Annotated in this window: 15 protein-coding genes and 1 tRNA gene; 8 read left to right on the top strand and 8 right to left on the bottom strand. The window is 72.7% G+C overall.

The features are described from left to right. Position 1: 1 nt before the first annotated feature. Positions 2-1450, bottom strand: coding sequence for a cellulase family glycosylhydrolase (locus ABT015_RS32110; RefSeq protein WP_350885439.1), 1449 nt, complete (start codon positions 1448-1450; stop codon positions 2-4). An 85-nt stretch (positions 1451-1535) separates the two neighbouring features. Then, positions 1536-2165 (bottom strand): TetR/AcrR family transcriptional regulator, encoded by a 630-nt coding sequence (locus ABT015_RS32115; protein ID WP_350885441.1) that lies wholly within the window; start codon positions 2163-2165, stop codon positions 1536-1538. 128 nt (positions 2166-2293) lie between these two features. Between ABT015_RS32115 and ABT015_RS32120 the strand changes: the two genes are divergently transcribed. Next, on the top strand, positions 2294-3520 hold the full coding sequence (locus ABT015_RS32120; RefSeq protein WP_350885443.1) for an acyl-CoA dehydrogenase family protein: 1227 nt from the start codon (positions 2294-2296) through the stop codon (positions 3518-3520). 34 nt (positions 3521-3554) lie between these two features. Here ABT015_RS32120 and ABT015_RS32125 read toward each other — a convergent pair whose 3' ends face one another. The 3 genes from ABT015_RS32125 to ABT015_RS32135 all read right to left on the bottom strand — a co-directional run bounded on the left by ABT015_RS32125 (position 3555) and on the right by ABT015_RS32135 (position 5874). Further along, on the bottom strand, positions 3555-4157 hold the full coding sequence (locus ABT015_RS32125) for a phosphatase PAP2 family protein (protein WP_350885445.1): 603 nt from the start codon (positions 4155-4157) through the stop codon (positions 3555-3557). Positions 4158-4339: 182 nt separating this feature from the next. After that, complete coding sequence (locus ABT015_RS32130) at positions 4340-5149, bottom strand: enoyl-CoA hydratase/isomerase family protein (RefSeq protein WP_079135891.1); 810 nt, start codon at positions 5147-5149, stop codon at positions 4340-4342. 35 nt (positions 5150-5184) lie between these two features. Further along, on the bottom strand, positions 5185-5874 hold the full coding sequence (locus ABT015_RS32135; RefSeq protein ID WP_350885447.1) for a TetR/AcrR family transcriptional regulator: 690 nt from the start codon (positions 5872-5874) through the stop codon (positions 5185-5187). A 151-nt stretch (positions 5875-6025) separates the two neighbouring features. On the opposite strand from ABT015_RS32135, the gene ABT015_RS32140 reads away from it, so the two are divergent. Beyond that, positions 6026-7510, top strand: a complete 1485-nt coding sequence (locus ABT015_RS32140) for an MFS transporter (RefSeq protein ID WP_350885449.1) — start codon at positions 6026-6028, stop codon at positions 7508-7510. Positions 7511-7594: 84 nt separating this feature from the next. On the opposite strand, the gene ABT015_RS32145 is transcribed toward ABT015_RS32140, so the two are convergent. Next, on the bottom strand, positions 7595-8143 hold the full coding sequence (locus ABT015_RS32145) for a GNAT family N-acetyltransferase (protein ID WP_350885451.1): 549 nt from the start codon (positions 8141-8143) through the stop codon (positions 7595-7597). A gap of 119 nt (positions 8144-8262) precedes the next feature. Between ABT015_RS32145 and ABT015_RS32150 the strand changes: the two genes are divergently transcribed. Continuing rightward, positions 8263-8880, top strand: a complete 618-nt coding sequence (locus ABT015_RS32150) for a TetR/AcrR family transcriptional regulator (protein ID WP_350885453.1) — start codon at positions 8263-8265, stop codon at positions 8878-8880. Between the two features lie 286 nt (positions 8881-9166). On the opposite strand, the gene ABT015_RS32155 is transcribed toward ABT015_RS32150, so the two are convergent. Continuing rightward, positions 9167-9242 (bottom strand) — tRNA-Arg (locus ABT015_RS32155). A 642-nt stretch (positions 9243-9884) separates the two neighbouring features. Between ABT015_RS32155 and ABT015_RS32160 the strand changes: the two genes are divergently transcribed. The 5 genes from ABT015_RS32160 (at position 9885) to ABT015_RS32180 (ending at position 15488) form a co-directional block, all read left to right on the top strand. Beyond that, positions 9885-10484, top strand: a complete 600-nt coding sequence (locus ABT015_RS32160; protein ID WP_350885507.1) for a single-stranded DNA-binding protein — start codon at positions 9885-9887, stop codon at positions 10482-10484. A 353-nt stretch (positions 10485-10837) separates the two neighbouring features. Continuing rightward, positions 10838-12331 (top strand): Cys-Gln thioester bond-forming surface protein, encoded by a 1494-nt coding sequence (locus ABT015_RS32165; RefSeq protein WP_350885455.1) that lies wholly within the window; start codon positions 10838-10840, stop codon positions 12329-12331. 213 nt (positions 12332-12544) lie between these two features. Continuing rightward, complete coding sequence (gene ettA, locus ABT015_RS32170; RefSeq protein ID WP_079135893.1) at positions 12545-14209, top strand: energy-dependent translational throttle protein EttA; 1665 nt, start codon at positions 12545-12547, stop codon at positions 14207-14209. Positions 14210-14318: 109 nt separating this feature from the next. After that, positions 14319-14762, top strand: coding sequence for an acyl-CoA thioesterase (locus ABT015_RS32175; protein ID WP_063349408.1), 444 nt, complete (start codon positions 14319-14321; stop codon positions 14760-14762). Positions 14763-14795: 33 nt separating this feature from the next. Further along, positions 14796-15488, top strand: coding sequence for a DUF8185 domain-containing protein (locus tag ABT015_RS32180; protein ID WP_350885458.1), 693 nt, complete (start codon positions 14796-14798; stop codon positions 15486-15488). A gap of 24 nt (positions 15489-15512) precedes the next feature. Here ABT015_RS32180 and ABT015_RS32185 read toward each other — a convergent pair whose 3' ends face one another. After that, the gene (locus ABT015_RS32185) at positions 15513-15917 is read right to left on the bottom strand and encodes a globin (protein ID WP_063351424.1); all 405 of its coding nucleotides are present in this window, start codon (positions 15915-15917) and stop codon (positions 15513-15515) included. Positions 15918-15947: the final 30 nt, after the last annotated feature.

A 15947-nucleotide genomic window follows, 5' to 3' on the forward strand; every position in this document is an offset into this window, starting at 1 on the left:
GTCAGCGCGGTGTGACCGTGACCGTCACCGGGGTGCCCGGGCGGGCGTGCGGGAGGCGGATCCGGACGGTGCCGGCCCGCCCGCCGGCCGGCTGTTCGACGTCGACGCGGGCGGCGGCGGGGGTGGCGGTGACCTCGGCGCCGTGCGGGAACGCCGCCGGGGGCAGGACGAGTTCGCTGTCGTGCCGGGTGCCGTCGGCGCTCCAGCGGACGGTGGTGGCGCCGGTGCGCACGTCCGTCCCGGCGACGGCCGCCGGGTACGGGCCGAAGGCGGGCTCGTCGCCGGGGGCGGGGCGCCCGGACGGGTCGAGCGCGCAGTAGCCGCCGGTGCCGCGGCACCAGTACCACATGGTCCAGCCCTCGGCGAAGCCGTCCATCGCGGCGACCTGGCGGCGGACGAGCAGGGTGTTGCCGGGTCTGCGGGAGTCGGGCGGGCCCCATTCGGTGACCAGGACGGGCAGGCGGTGGGCGGCGGGGTAGGCGGTGATCGCGGCGGTGTATCGCTCGACGAAGCCGTCGGCCTGGTCCCAGTCGGCGCCGTTCTCGACCGCGGTGTCGTAGAAGTGCGGTGCGTAGCCGAGCCGGGGCGGGCCGGGGCGCGGGTCGTCGAAGCCGGGCAGCCGGGTGGGCACGCCCTGGCCGACCAGGACGGTGGGTTCGACGAACAGCCAGGCGCGGTGGTCGACCCGGCGCACGGCGGCGATCAGGCGGCGGTACATGTCGGCGAGCCGGCCCTGTTCGAGGGCGGCGGAGGCGGCGGCGAGCACGGCCGGGTCGGTCGGGTCGCCGTCCACGGGGCCGAACGGCTCGTTGAACAGGTCGTAGCCCAGCAGTGAGGGGTGGCCGCGCAGTTCGAGGGCGAGCCGGGTGTAGAAGTCGGCCTGCCAGACGCGCAGGTCGGGGTCGTCGTAGAGGTGGCGGAAGGCGGCCTGGACGGCGGGCTGGAAGTAGCCGGCGAACCAGTCGTTCGGGTCGGGGGTGAACGGCAGGCCGTCGTCCCGGGTGGCCCAGCGCGGGATGCCGCGGTCGCCGCCGCCGAACGCCGGCCCGTAGACGTCCTGGTGCAGGTCGATCAGGGCGAGCAGGCCGTACCGGTCGGCCCAGCCGAGGAGTCGGCGCAGCCGGTGCAGTTCGGCCGGGTCGAGGCGGCCGCGGACGGGCTCCAGCCTGTTCCAGGAGACCGCGACCCGGATCAGGGTGAAGCCCTGCGCGGCCAGGGACTTGAGGTCGGCCTCGGTGGTCTCGGCGTACTTGTCGAGGTTGAAGCCGCGCAGGTGGAGGCGGCGGCCCTGGGGGTCGGTGAAGGCGGTGCGGCCGTCGGGGCCGGTGGCCGTCGCGGCGGGGAACCGCGCGGGTGGGCCGGTGTGTGCGGCGGCGGGGGTGGCGGGGGCCGCGGTGAGGGCCGTGGCGGCGGCGAGCAGCAGGGCGGCGGCGGTGCGGCGCAGGCGCATCGGGACCTCGTACGGCGCGGGGGTGGGGGCCCGATGATGCCCGCGGTGCCGGGTGTCGCACAAGGGCCTTGCGCGGAAGGGCAGTTCAGTCGGCGTCCGGGGTCGGGGCCGGGGTGGCGGGGGTGGCGGGGGTGGGCCGGTCCGCGGCGGCGGCCAGGCGGCCCCAGAGCAGGTCGGCGAGCGCCTGCACCATGCGGGTGCGTGAGCAGGGTCTGGTCTCCAGCCACCAGTCGCCGGCCGCCAGCACCATGCCGGTGATGCCCCGGCCCCAGGCCTCGGCGAGCAGCTCGCGGTCGGCGCCGAGGTCGACCTGGCTCTGCACGGCCCGGGTGATCTCCGCGGCGATCTGCCGCAGCGCGGGGGCGAGCGCGGTGCCGGCGCCGCTCGGGTCGCCCGGTTCGGGGTGGGTGAGCAGCCGGTAGACCTGCGGGCGGGCCTCGATCCCGGCCAGGTAGGTGTCCAGGACGTGTTCGACGCGGTCGCGGCGCTCCAGCGGTTCGGCGAGGGCGGCCCGGACGGCGGCCAGCAGGCCGCTGGTGTGGCGCTCGGTGAGGGCGGTGATCAGGCCGTTCCGGTCGCCGAAGTGGCGGTAGAGGATCGGTTTGGTGATGCCGGCCTCGGCGGCGATGGCGTTCATGCTGGCGGTCGGACCGTCCCGCTGGATGACCCGGTCGGCGGCGTTGAGCAGCTGCTCGCGGCGGGGCTCTCGGGACATGTGCTGCTCCTTGGGGTCGGGGTCTGACCGGGCGTTGACACCAGTTACCAATCAGTAGCAGACTCCGACGATGTTACCCGAGGTAACCCCCCCTGGTCGGCCGTACCCCTTCTTCGGAGGCAAGCACCATGAGCAGCACGTTCTCGCTGGACCCGGGCGCGGACCAGCTCGCCGTACGCGACTGGCTGCACGGCTTCGCCGCCGACGTCGTCCGCCCCGCCGCGGCCGAGTGGGACGAGCGCGAGGAGACCCCCTGGCCGATCATCCAGGAGGCTGCCAAGCTGGGCATCTACTCGCTGGACTTCTACGCCCAGCAGTACTTCGACCCCTCCGGCGTCGGCATCCCGATCGCCATGGAGGAGCTGTTCTGGGGTGACGCGGGCATCGGGCTGTCCATCGTCGGCACCACGCTGGCCGCCGTCGCGGTGCTCGCCAACGGCACCGACGAGCAGATCGGCACCTGGACCCCGCAGATGTTCGGCACCCCGGACGACCTCAAGGTGGCCGCGTTCTGCTCCTCCGAGCCCGACGCCGGCTCCGACGTCTCCGCGCTGCGCACCCGGGCGGTGTACGACGGGGCCAGGGACGAGTGGGTGCTCAACGGCACCAAGACCTGGGCCACCAACGGCGGGATAGCCGCCGTCCACGTCGTCGTCGCCACCGTCGACCCGGAGCTGGGGGCGAAGGGCCAGGCCTCCTTCGTCGTCCCGCCGGGCACCCCCGGACTGAGCCAGGGCCAGAAGTTCAAGAAGCACGGCATCCGTGCCTCGCACACCGCGGAGGTGGTGCTGGACGACGCCCGGGTGCCCGGCAGCTGCCTGCTCGGCGGCAAGGAGAAGCTGGACGAGCGGCTGGCCCGCGCCCGCGAGGGGGTCAAGCGCCCGGGGGGCAGGGGCAACGCGGCGATGGCCACCTTCGAGGCCTCCCGGCCGGCCGTCGGCGCGCAGGCGATCGGCATCGCCCGGGCCGCGTACGAGGTGGCGCTGGACTACGCGAGGACCCGCGAGCAGTTCGGCCGCCCGATCATCGACAACCAGGGCGTGGCCTTCCAGCTCGCCGACATGAAGACCCGGATCGACGCCTCCCGCCTGCTGGTGTGGCGGGCCTCCTGGATGGCCGCCAACAACCAGCCGTTCACCGCGGCCGAGGGCTCGATGTCCAAGCTGTACGCGGGCGAGACGGCCAAGTGGGTCACCGCGCAGGCGATGCAGATCCTCGGCGGCAACGGCTTCACCCGGGAGTACCCGGTGGAGCGGATGCACCGGGACAGCGCGATCTACTCGATCTTCGAGGGGACCAGCGAGATCCAGCGGCTGGTGATCGCGCGGGCGATCTCGGGGATGCCGATCCGCTGAGTCCGCCGAGTCACCGGGTTGGTGGCCGACTGGGCTACCGGGCCGCCCAGAAGGCGAGTCCGGCGGTGAGCGCGCCCACCGCCGCGCCGACGATGGTCTGCGCGGCGGTGTGGTCCCGCAGCACCACCCGGGACCAGCCGATCGCCGCGACCAGCGGGGCGAGCAGCAGCCACAGCGGGCCGAGCGCGATCCCGAGGCAGACCACCGCGCCGGCGGCGACGGCGGTGTGCACGGAGACCTTCCACCAGACGGTGATCACCAGGATCGGGACCAGCGAGGCGAACATCGCCAGCACCATCGCGGTCAGGTCGGCCGGGGCGTCCAGCCAGAGCATCACGGCGAAGCTGGTCGCGACCGAGCCCATGATGAACGGGATGACGGTCAGCCGGCGCTGCCGGTGGCCGACGTGGCGGTCCTCCAGGGTGCCCTTGCGGATGCCGCGCTGGATGAACATGGTCGGGATGACGGCCGCGAACAGGGCCGCGAAGGCCGCCCAGCCGAGGCCCGTCCAGCCGTAGCGGACGATGCCCATCAGCGGGAGCATCGCGATGATGACGTTCTTCGGCTCGACGCCGTCGGTGACCCGGCGGGCCCAGATCGTCCGGCTGGTGGGGGCGGTCGTGGCCTCGGTCGTCATCGGGGTGTGTGCTCCGGGTGCGCGAAGGGGTCGGCGTGAAGGGGGCGTCGGGGCGGGGCGTCGGGGCGGCGGGTTGGGGCGGCAGGTCAGGACGGGGGCGTCGGGGCGGCCCGGCGTCAATCGGATGATCGTACGCGAGCCCGTCCGCGCGGACGGGCCCCGGACCTCGGGCCCGGCCCCGGTCAGAACCGCGCCGGACGGCCCTCCAGGAACGCGGCCAGCCCCTCGGGCACGTCCGAGGTCTCCCGGGAGCGGCGCTCCCAGGGCGCCAGCGCCTGCGCCGCCCGCTCCGCCGGGACGGCCAGCGCGGCCTTCACCGCGCCGATGGTCTGGGCCGAACGCCGGGTCAGCAGTCGGGCGAACTCCAGCGCGGCGGCGTCCAGTTCGGCGCCCGGCAGGACACGCTCCGCCAGGCCCAGCGGCAGCGCGTCGCGGCCCGTCACCAACTCGCCGGAGAACAACAGGTACTTGGCGCGGGCCGGGCCGACCAGCCGGGCCAGCCGTACGGTCGGTACCGCCGGGTAGACCACGCCGAGCTTGGCCGGGGTGATCCCCAGCCGGGCGTCCTCGGCGACGAACCGCAGGTCGCACGCGACGGCCAGCTGGCAGCCGCCGCCCACGCAGGCGCCCTGCACCACGGCGACGGTCGGGTGCGGGAAGGCCGCCAGCGCCTCCTCGGCGGCGACGTTGACCGCGTGGTAGGCGTCCGCGCGCTCCGGATCGCCGTACACCTCGGCGAGTTCGGCGATGTCCGCGCCCGCGCTGAAGGTGCCGCCGGCGCCGGTGACCAGCAGGGCGCGCACCCCCGGCTGCTCGGCGAGGCGCAGTAGCACCTTCGGCAGCGCCTGCCAGATCTCCAGGGTCACCGCGTTGCGCCGGTGCGGTCGGGCGAACTCCAGGACGGCGACGCCGTCCTCGCCGACGTACGCGTGCAGGCCCTCGGCGTGGGCGGGCAGGGCGGAGCGGTCCCGCGTGAGCAGCGGCTGGTCCATGCGCACCTCCGGGCGGTCGTGGTGCGCCCACTCTCTCAGGAGGCGACGGCGCAGTAGTCGCCGAGGCCGCCCTCGACCAGGGCGAAGGCGCGCGCGGCCCGGTCGAGGGCGGCGGGCAGGGCGGCCGCGGCGCGTTCGCCGGCCAGTATCCGGCGCTGGTTCTCGGTGGTCAGGGCCAGTCGGGCGGCGAGCAGTTGGGCGGCGGCGATCTGTGCGGTGAGCTCGTCGTGGGCCGGGTCCTGGGCGAGGAGTTCGGTGGTCAGCAGGCCCTGCGCGTGTCGGCCGAAGCCGGCGGTGGCGCGCATCGCCAGGGCCGGGGTGCGGTGGATCAGCCGGACCACGTCGAGCACGAGCGGTTCGTCGCTCAGCCCGGTGGCCGGGTCGTACTGCTCCAGTGCGGCGAGGTACTGCTCGCGCATCGCCGCCACTGCCGAGACGCCGGGGGCGCGTTCGCGGACCACCCGGGCCGGCTCGTCGAGGTGCTGCTCCATGGGGGCCATGACCAGGTCTTCCTTGGTGGGGAAGTAGTTGAAGACGGTCATCTTGGACACCTCGGCGGCGGCCGCGATCTCGGCCACCGAGACCTGGTCGAAGTCCCGCTCGGCGAACAGCCCGATGGCGGTGCGCCAGATCCGGATGCCGGTCTGGATCTTCTTGCGCTCGCGCAGCGGAAGGGCGTCGAGGTCGCGGTCGTCGTCGGGGCTGAAGCCGGTGTGCGTCGCCATGGTTCGACTGTACCAGGATCAAAGATCGACCAGGATGAAGATTGAGCCCAGCTTAAGAATTGACCAGGTATAAAAAAACTGCCATGGTGAGGACGTGCCGCCGGCCGCACCGGCCCGGCCCGAACTCCACCGACCCTGGGGGGACTTACCGATGGCACCCGCTGCCCTGATGACACCGGCCCAGCGCAACCTGGGCATGCTGCTCTGCCTGGTCACGATCGTGCTGGCCGTGCTCGACATGAACATCGTGTCCGCGGCCACCGTGCCGATCGTCCGGGAGCTCGACCCCGTCCACGGCGTCGACCGACTGCCCTGGCTGGTCAGCTCGTTCGCCCTCGCCGCGACCGCGCTGCTGCCGCTCTACGGCAAGCTCTGCGACCTGTACGGCGCCAAGCGCGTGCTGCTCGGCGCGGTCGCCACCTTCCTGGTCGGCTCGGCGCTCTGCGGGTTCGCGCAGTCGATGGGCCAGCTGATCGCCTTCCGGGCCGTCCAGGGCATCGGCGGCGGCGGGCTGATGAGCGTCACCATGGTGGTCGTCGCCCACCTCAAGGACCCGGCCGAGCGCGGCAGCGGCAAGGGCGGTGCGATGGGCGGGGTCGTCGCGGGCATCGGCATGGCGGTCGGCCCGCTGATCGGGGCGCTGCTCACCGATCACCTCAGCTGGCGCTGGATCTTCTACGTCAACCTGCCGCTCGGCGTGCTCGTCCTGGTCGGCACCGCCCTGGTGATCAAGCTGCCGCCGGCGGCCGGCCGCCGCAGCCTGGACTTCCTCGGTGCCGCCCTCGCCGCCGCCTTCGCGACCGGGCTGCTGCTGGTCACCGAGTGGGGCGGCAAGGACCACGCCTGGACCTCCCCGGTGATCCTCGGGCTCGTCGCCGCCACCCTGGCCGCGCTCGGCCTCTTCGTGTGGCGCCAGGCCACCGCCGCCGAGCCGGTGCTGCCGCTGTCGCTGTTCCGGATCAGCGTGGTGCGCCTCGGCTTCGCGATCCAGGGCCTGGTCGGGATGGCCCTGACCGGCTCGATCGTCTACGTGATGCTCTACCTGCAGATCGCCCGCGGCATCGACCCCACCTCGGCCAGCCTCTACCTGACCCCGATGGCGGGCGGGATGACGGCGGTCGGCCTGCTGGCCGGCCGGCTCACCGCCCGCGGACACGCGGAGCGCACCTTCCTGGTGGCCGGCGCGGGCTGTGCGGCGATCGCCCTGCTCCTGCTCGGCCTCAGCGGCCCGACCACCGGGCTGTGGGCGGTCTGCGGCGAACTCGTCCTGCTGGGCTTCGGGATGGGTCAGCTGATCGGCCAGCTGGTCACGGTGGTGCAGGAGTCCGTCCCCCGGCACCAGCTCGGCGTCGCGACCACCGGGATCCGCTTCTTCCAGACCCTCGGCAGCGCGCTCGGCGCGGCGCTCTTCGGCACCGTGCTGGCCCGGGCCTTCGCGGACGGCGAGCCCGGACTGCCGCTCGGCGCCGTCCGGACGCTCGGCGGCGCGGCCCGCGAGCACGCGCTGCGCAGCTTCACGGACGCGGTCGACGTGGTGTTCCTGTCGGCCGGCGGTCTGCTGGTGCTGGTCCTGCTGCTCGCGCTGCGGGTACCCAGGACGGTGGCGGCGGCGGAGCCGCCGGTGCTGGCGGCCTGAGGGCCCGGGGCCCGGGGCGACGGTCCGGGGAGCGGCGGGGTCCGGTGGGACACGGGGGTGTCCACCGGGCCCCGCCGCGTCCGGTCAGGCCCCGGGCGTCCACTCCGGGGCCAGGATCGACCAGATCTGCTTGTCGTGGCGGACCCCGTTGTGCGGGTACCACTCGCGCAGGGTGCCGTCCAGGGTCATGCCGATCCGCTCGGCGACGGCCCGGCTGCGGGCGTTGCCGGCGGAGCACCACCACTCGGCGCGGTGCAGGCCGCGGGTGGTGAAGGCGTAGTCGAGCAGCCGCCGGACGGCGGCGGTGATCAGTCCGCCGCCCTCGCCGGCCGGCTCGGTCCAGGCGCCGATCTCGCAGACGCCGCTCTGGGCGTTGAAGCTCACGAACATCACGCCGCCGACCAGCGTGCCGTCCCGCCAGATGCCGTAGATCCGGCCGGTGTCGGCGGCCTGCTGGTCGGCGTAGCGCTGGAGGGTGGCGCGGGCGGAGTCGAGGTCGGTGGAGCGGGTGGCCCAGGGGATCCACGGGTCGGTGTGGGCGCGGGCGCGGTCGATGTGGGCCAGGAACTCGGCTGCCTGCCACGGCTCCAGCGGGCGCAGTTCGGCGTTCTCGGCGAGCGGTACGGCAAACATGGGCTGGCCTTTCACGGGACAGGGGACACGGTTCACGGGTTCACGGGATGCACGTTCACGGGACGCGCGCTGTGCTGGGAACCATACATAACAAACGTTTGGTATGTACGATGATCCCCATGACACCGGCCCGTGGAGACCATGACGCCCGCCGCCTGGAAGTGTCCGAGGGCGTGTGGCGGGTGCTCTCCAGCCGTGGTTTCGAGGGGCTGACCCTGCGTGCCGTGGCCACCGAACTGGGCGCCTCCACCGGCCTGTTGACGCACTACTTCCCCAACAAGCGGGCCCTGCTGAGCCACGCGCTGGACGAACTCGACCGGCGCTCCGGCTCCCGGCCCCGGCGCACCGCCCCCGCCGACGGCACCCCGCCGCCACCCCCTGGACTGGCCCGACTGCGGGCCGCGCTGCTCGACGTCCTGCCACTGGACGGCGCGGCGGTGGCCGGCAACCGGATCTGGGTCGGCTCCTGGGACGTCGCCCTGTCGGACCCCGCGCTCGCGGCCGCGCACGCGGGTCGTTACGCCCGCTCGCGCGAGGCCCTCGCGGCGCACGTCGCGGACGCCCAGCGGCTCGGGGAGCTCCCGGCCGGGGCCGACGCCGCCGCGCTCGCGACCGGCGCGCAGGCCTTCGCGCTCGGCCTGGTGGTGCAGGCGCTGTTCGCCCCGGCGGACTTCCCGCCCGAGCGGCAGACCGCCCTGCTGGACGCCTACCTGGCCGGGCTCGCCACCGCCGGCTGAGCGGCCGATCGGGTCCGCGGCCGAGCGGCTCCCGGCCGGGTCGGCGGGCGGATTGTCCCCGGGGCGTGATTCGCCCGGAATTCCGGTTGTCCGGGTCTTCTCCCGCATCCGGTCCGCAGTGGCGGCCATCCGGATCGGCCGGTTATCGCAGTGGCCATGACACGGATAGTCACGGGTTAGCTGCGGTGGGTGCGGGGAATCGGGCGGCGTGCGGACGGGATTTCCGGGAGCCCGCGGTGGCCGGGCAATGCGGCCGCCGGCCTGACGGCCTGCGGGAATGCCATGGTGGTGCCCCCAGCAGGATTCGAACCTGCGACCTACCGCTTAGAAGGCGGGTGCTCTATCCGCTGAGCTATGGGGGCGGGGCGGGCTGCGCCCGGGCGGGCGTGACCGTGGCCGGGTCGGGCGACGAGCGCTGGGGGCGCGCGTCTCCGGCCCCGTACCGTGAGGGTGGGGGTGGGGGTAGTGGGCCCTCGCCCTGTCGGGGACAGGATAAGGGTGCCCAGTTCCTCGGCCGAGTGTGACGACACCGCCGTTGGTGTGTCGGTTCGGTGGAGCGGTCCGATAATCGCAGGTGAACGCCGTGAGTGCAGCGGTCTGGGAGTGTTCCGAGCCGGACGTTGTGCAGTCGTTACGGGGCTGCCGCCCCACCCGTTATGGATTCGGCACGGAGAATGTGTCGCCACCGGCGCGGGTGGGGGGCCGTATTCGGCTTCCTCCGGTCGGATGACGTGCGCGGACGGTCGTCCGGCGCTGTTCCGGGGCGTGCCGGTCGGGGGTGACGAGCAGCGGGTTTGTTGTCATGGCCGCGATGAGATGGGCGCGAAGGGGTGCCGAAAGGCCGAAATTCACCCCTGCGAGTGACGTCGGTTTTCCGGGGCATCGAGTTGTCCACAGGATTTCAGAACTCCCTGGCGGGGATTTCCCGCGAAGCACACTCTCAACGCGCACCGGTCGATTCCGTACGGTGCATCGGCGAGAACGGAGAGTGCGCCGTGAACGAGATGCAGGTGACGATCGTCGGCATTGTCGCGACGGAGGTGACCTACGGCGAAACGGGCAGCGGGGTGCCGATGGCCAGGTTCCGGCTCGGCTGCACCGAGCGCCGCTACGACCGGCAGCGCGAGTGCTGGGCGGACGGCGAGACGCAGTGGCTGACGGTGACGGCCTGGCGGGGCCTCGCGGTCAACCTGATCGGTTCGCTCGCCAAGGGGGACCCGGTGCTGGTGTGCGGTCGGCTGCGGCTGCGGGAGTGGGCCGACGGCGAGGTGAAGCGCACCGGGGCCGAGATCGACGCCCGATCGGTCGGACACGACCTCACCCGTGGTACCTCGGCGTTCCGTTGGGCGGCGGGGGTGCGCGGGCAGCCGTCGGGTGCCGCGGGGCCGGCCGGGGCGCAGGCCGGCCCAGGGGTGGTGCCGGGGTGGATCGCCGACGCGCTGGAGGCGCGGAAGGCCTCGGCGGCGGCCTCGGCGCCGCGCCCGCCGGAGCCCCCGCCGCCGCTGCGGCCGGTGTCGGACGGGGCGTCGGAGGCGGAGGTGGGGGAGCGGGGCCGGGTGGCCGAGGGGGAGCGGAGAGGTGGCGAGCAGGCTGCGCTGATCTGACGGGTCGATGACCTTAACTGTCGACAAATATGTTGATCGAGACAGTTGTTGCTCCCGTACGTGCAATCTCGCCCGGATAACGAAAAGTCGCGAGGGGATTCTGGCTGCTCGTCAGCTTGTGTCGAAACTGAGGGGGTTGATAACGATCCAGATACGGAATCGTCCTGATTTCGCATGGGGGTTTCGGGGCCTGCGGGGCTCAATAGGATTCGTCTGGTTCATACCCGCAGCAGCGCCACAGGGGGCGCGCGCGGCACGGCAAGTCGGCGGGCTGTCCATCGGTGCGGCCCGGCCCGGAGGGATCCCAGATGTTCCAGAGGCAGGCGCGGAGTCTCCCCCGCATAACCACTGTCATGCTCACGACCAGCCTGGTGTTGGGCGGGGGCCTGTTCGCGGCCGGTGCGGCGGCCGCGGCGGACACCCCGGGTGCGGGCGTCAAGGCCGTCCTCCAGAACACGATGTTGGGCGAGAAGATCGACGTCGAGGGCAAGGGGACCGTCGACGGCGGCCTGTTCACCCTCAAGACGTCCAACGGCGAGATCCAGACCTACTGCATCGACTTCGACAACCCGGTCTACCTGGACAGCGCCGCGAAGTACCAGGAGTCGGACTGGAAGTCGAGCTCGCTCGGCGGCAAGAACAAGGTCGAGGCGGCCTCCAAGATCCGCTGGATCCTGGAGAACTCCTACCCGCAGGTCAAGGACCTGACGGCGCTCGGCAAGACCGTCGGCGTCGACGGCCTGACCGCCGAGGACGCCGCTGCGGGCACCCAGGCCGCGATCTGGAAGTTCTCGGACAACAAGAACGCCGTCCCGCGCAACGCCAAGGCCAAGAAGCTGCGCGACTACCTGCTCGGCGACGCCAACAAGGGCATCGCCGCCGAGCCCAACCCCTCGTTGACCCTCAACCCGGACTCCGTCTCCGGGAAGTCCGGCAACAAGCTCGGCCCCTTCACCCTCAAGTCCAGCGCCGCCGAGGTGAAGCTCACCGTCACCGGTGACGCCGCCGACAAGGTCAAGGTGGTGGACAAGGACGGCAAGCCGGTCGGCGCCACCCTGACCGGTCCGATCAAGGAGACCCAGCTGTTCCTGGACGTGCCGGCCGGCACCCCGGACGGCTCCGTCGCCCTCGCCGCCGCCGCCGACACCGTCGTGCCCAGCGGCCGGGTCTTCCTCAGCGAGGGCTACGACCCGAAGCGGCACAGCCAGAGCATGATCCTGGCCGGCTCCAGCAAGCTCAGCGTCTCCGCCGGCGCCAAGGCCACCTGGAAGCAGGGCCAGGGCGCGCTGCTCGACAGCACCGCCCAGGTCGAGTGCGAGAACAACGGCGTGCGCGTCACCGTCACCAACGGCGGTGACGAGGCCGCCACCGTCACGGTCAAGCCGGGCAAGCAGCTGACCGTCCAGCCGGGCAAGACCGAGAACGTGCTCGTCCCGGTCGCCGAGAAGGCCGCCTACGACATCAACGTCACCGGCCCGAACGGCTTCGCCAAGGAGTTCAAGGGCGTCCTGGACTGCAAGACCGGTGTGACCCCGCCGACCTCCGGCCCGTCGACCCCGGCCGCGAGCGGCACCCCGAGCACCGCCCCGAGCACCGCGCCGACCGGCACCCCGAGTGGCACCCCGAGCCAGGCCGGCACCCCGTCGGCCGGTGCCAGCACCGCCGCCGCCGCGCACCCGAGCCCGGCCGCGACCAGCTCCGCCCCGGGCACCGGTGGCCTGGCCCAGACCGGTGCCAGTGACTCGACCCCGATCCTCGCCGCCGTCGCCGGTGGCCTGGTCCTGGCCGGTGGCGCCGCGGTCTTCGTCCTGCGCCGCCGTGGCCGCCACGGTCGCACCGCCGCCTGAACCGCCCCGCAGGCCCGGAGGCGCTGACCTCCTGAGGCCCTGACGGCACCCGGCCCGGCCCCCGCACCCGCTGCGGGGGCCGGGCCTTCGGCGTTCAACCCCGCGCTGCGGATACCCCCGTGGGGCACACCGGGCGTTCGGGGCTCCCGGCCGGGTGCGGCACAATGGAAGGCTGCAAGCCGAATACTCCCGACGACGCCGGAGCGATCTCACGTGGCGGAATACATCTACACGATGCGCAAGGTGCGCAAGGCGCACGGAGACAAGGTCATCCTTGACGACGTGACGCTCAGCTTCCTCCCCGGGGCGAAGATCGGCGTCGTGGGCCCCAACGGCGCGGGCAAGTCCACCGTGCTGAAGATGATGGCCGGCCTGGAGCACCCCTCCAACGGCGACGCCTTCCTCTCGCCCGGTTTCACCGTCGGCATGCTGCTCCAGGAGCCGCCGCTCGACGAGACCAAGACCGTCCTGGAGAACGTCGAGGACGGCGTCAAGGAGATCAAGGGGAAGCTCAACCGCTTCAACGAGATCGCCGAGCTGATGGCGACCGACTACTCGGACGCCCTGCTGGACGAGATGGGCAAGCTCCAGGAGGACCTGGACCACGCCAACGCGTGGGACCTGGAGGCCCAGCTGGAGCAGGCCATGGACGCCCTGGGCTGCCCGCCCGGCGACTGGCCGGTCACCAAGCTCTCCGGTGGCGAGAAGCGCCGCGTGGCGCTCTGCAAGCTGCTGCTGGAGTCCCCCGACCTGCTGCTCCTCGACGAGCCCACCAACCACCTGGACGCCGAGTCGGTGAACTGGCTGGAGCAGCACCTGGCCAAGTACCCGGGCACCGTCGTCGCCGTCACCCACGACCGGTACTTCCTGGACAACGTGGCCGGCTGGATCCTGGAGCTCGACCGCGGCCGCGCCATCGGCTACGAGGGCAACTACTCCACCTACCTGGAGTCCAAGCAGTCCCGCCTCAAGGTCGAGGGCCAGAAGGACGCCAAGCGCGCCAAGCGGCTCCGCGAGGAGCTGGAGTGGGTCCGCTCCAACGCCAAGGGCCGCCAGGCGAAGTCCAAGGCCCGTCTGGCCCGCTACGAGGAGATGGCGGCCGAGGCGGACAAGATGCGGAAGCTGGACTTCGAGGAGATCCAGATCCCGCCGGGCCCGCGTCTGGGCAGCATCGTCATCGAGGTGGAGAACCTCTCCAAGGCCTTCGGCGAGAAGATCCTGATCGACGACCTCAGCTTCACCCTGCCGCGCAACGGCATCGTCGGCATCATCGGCCCCAACGGCGCCGGCAAGACCACGCTGTTCAAGATGCTCCAGGACATGGAGACCCCCGACTCCGGTGTGGTCAAGGTCGGCGAGACCGTCAAGATCAGCTACGTCGACCAGAGCCGCGCCAACATCGACCCGAAGAAGACGCTCTGGGAGGTCGTCTCCGACGGTCTGGACTGGATCAACGTCGGCCAGGTCGAGATGCCGTCCCGCGCCTACGTGTCGGCCTTCGGCTTCAAGGGCCCGGACCAGCAGAAGCCGGCCGGCGTGCTCTCCGGCGGTGAGCGCAACCGCCTGAACCTGGCGCTCACCCTCAAGCAGGGCGGCAACCTGCTGCTCCTCGACGAGCCCACCAACGACCTCGACGTCGAGACGCTCTCCTCGCTGGAGAACGCCCTGCTGGAGTTCCCCGGCTGCGCCGTGGTCATCTCCCACGACCGCTGGTTCCTGGACCGGGTGGCCACCCACATCCTCGCCTACGAGGGCGAGAGCAAGTGGTTCTGGTTCGAGGGCAACTTCGAGTCGTACGAGAAGAACAAGATCGAGCGGCTCGGCGCGGACGCGGCCCGCCCGCACCGGGCCACGTACAAGAAGCTGACCCGCGGCTGACACCCAGCCGTCACGGCGGCCCGGCAGACTGCCCCTCGGGGCGGCCTGCCGGCCGCCGGCCCGCCGCCACCGCACGGCGGCGGGCGACCGGACGTCGAGGAGAACACCTGTGGCCCGCCACATCTACGCCTGCCCGCTGCGCTGGTCCGACATGGACGCGTTCGGCCACGTCAACAACGTGGTCTTCCTTCGCTACCTGGAGGAGGCCCGGATCGACTTCATGTTCACCCAGGCCGCCGAGGCCGGGGCGGGGGAGTTCGCGGGCGGCTCGGTGGTGGCCCGCCACGAGATCGACTACAAGCGCCCGCTGGTGCACCGGCCGGAGCCGGTCACCGTCGAGACCAGGGTGACCCGCATCGGCGGCGCCTCGCTGACCGTGTCCTACGAGATCAAGGACGTCGCCGAGGACGGCACCGAGACGGTGTACGTCCAGGCCTCCACCGTGGTCGTGCCCTACGACCTGGCGGAGGGCCGGCCGCGCCGGATCTCGCCCGTGGAGCGGGAGTTCCTGTCCCGCTTCATGGACGAGGAGCCCGCCGTAGTCGCCGCCTGAGCACCCACCTCCGACGATTCGAGCTGACCCGCGTTGACCATCACCGCCCGCCTCGCCCTCACCGACGCCGGCGAGGCCGCCGACCTCTCCGCTTTCCTGCTGCGCCTGCTGCGCTTCGACAAGGCGGCGGCCGTCCGGTTGCAGGCGGTGGCCCCGGCCGGGGACGACGGCGTGCTGGCGGTCTTCGGGCGGCTGCCGCTGGGCGGTTCGGGCGCGCTGGCGATCCGCACCGCCCGGCTGACCGGGCCGGCCGAGTCGACCGATCTGACGGTCTCGGCGGGCCAACTGCTGGACGGCGTGGACACCGGGACGGGTGCCGTCGCGCTGCCCGCCCCGGTGACCGGACCGGCCTGGGCCGGGCTGCTGCCGCCGCGCACCGGCTGGCGGCCGGTCGGGGCGCCGCCGGCGGCCGAGGTGTACCCGGAACTGATGGCCGGGGTGCGGGAGTTCCGTGAGCGCAGCGAGGCCGTCCCGGCGCACCACCGCGGCCGTGCGGTGCTGGATGCGCTGGCCGACGAGATCTGGTCCCGCCCGGTCTCCGTGCTGCCGGAGCTGCCGCTGCGGGCGGTGCACGCGGCGTACGTGATCGGCTTCCTGAAGCCCGGGGCCCCGCTCACCGTGCACCGGGCGGGTGGCTGGCTGCGGCTGAGTGCCCCGGCCGGTTCGGTGGCGGTCCGGACGGCGGCCGCGCCCGGCGCGGGGCTGGGGCTCAGCCCGCTCCGCTGACCGGGGCCGGCCCGGCCCGGGGGCTCAGCCCGGGGTGTTGATCATCGAGGCGGCGGCGTAGGTGAGGTAGTCCCAGAGCTGCCGCTCGGCCTCGGCGGGCAGGGCCAGGTCGTCCACGGCCGCCCGCATGTTCCTGAGCCAGGCGTCGTGCGCGGCGCGGTCGACCTTGAACGGCACGTGCCGCATCCGCAGCCGGGGGTGGCCGCGCTGCTCGCTGTAGGTGCGCGGGCCGCCCCAGTACTGCATCAGGAACAGGGTCATCCGCTCCTCGGCCGGGCCGAGGTCCTCCTCGGGGTACATCGGCCGGAGCAACTCGTCCTCGGCGATGCCCTGGTAGAACCGGTGGACCAGTCGCCGGAAGGTCGGTTCGCCGCCGACCTGGTCGAAGAAGGTCTCCTCGCTGAACGTTCCTCGCCGGATCTCTTTCACCCGACCATGGTCGCAGACGCCGACGGGGTC

Source organism: Kitasatospora sp. NPDC094016 (genome assembly GCF_040304045.1).
Taxonomy (GTDB): Bacteria; Actinomycetota; Actinomycetes; order Streptomycetales; family Streptomycetaceae; genus Kitasatospora.